The organism is Candidatus Izemoplasma sp. (assembly GCF_982632705.1).
Map to the genome: position 1 here is coordinate 27247 of NZ_CEXEES010000019.1, position 576 is coordinate 27822.

At 32.1% G+C, this 576-nt stretch carries 2 protein-coding genes; both read left to right on the forward strand.

All coding sequences use genetic code 11. The features are described 5' to 3' along the window. A partial coding sequence (locus AC2LE6_RS04215; RefSeq protein ID WP_484478004.1) for a DegV family protein occupies window positions 1-309 on the forward strand: 309 nt, incomplete at its 5' end. A gap of 18 nt (window positions 310-327) precedes the next feature. Continuing rightward, window positions 328-576 (forward strand): MarR family transcriptional regulator (locus tag AC2LE6_RS04220; RefSeq protein ID WP_484478005.1); only part of this gene is annotated, 249 nt, incomplete at its 3' end.

Consider the following 576-nt stretch of genomic DNA (forward strand, 5'->3'; position numbering starts at 1 on the left):
GATGGTTTACATGTGGCTGCAGATGGTTCCTTAGTAACCAAAGATGGAAAAGTAGAAAGTATAGAAAAAATAAGAACATCAACAAAAGCAACTGATCGTTTGATTTCTAAATTTTTAGAGGAAATTGAAGGTATGGATATTGAACCATTCTTATTAAATACAAATAATATGGACCGCGTTAACTACATTGTAGAAAAAATAAAAGCGTCACGTCCAGACTTAAAAGAAATAAAAGTATATCCTTTAACACCTGTAGTTGGAGCACATGCTGGTCCAGGAACTGTTGGAGTAGGATATATTAAGAAATAGTTAAAGGGGGAATAAAATATGAATAATACTAAAAAAGTAATCAATGAACTACTTGTAGAAGTGTTTCATCATATTTTAAGTATAGAAGGACAAAACCTACGTGAACGTGGTGTTGATTTATCTATGAATGAGGTACATGTATTAGAAGCAATAAGTAAAACACAATCACCAACAATGTCTAATACAGCAGCTAAATTAAGAGTAACTGTTGGTACATTAACAACAGCGATAAATCGATTGGTTCTAAAGGGATACGTTGATCGTAAA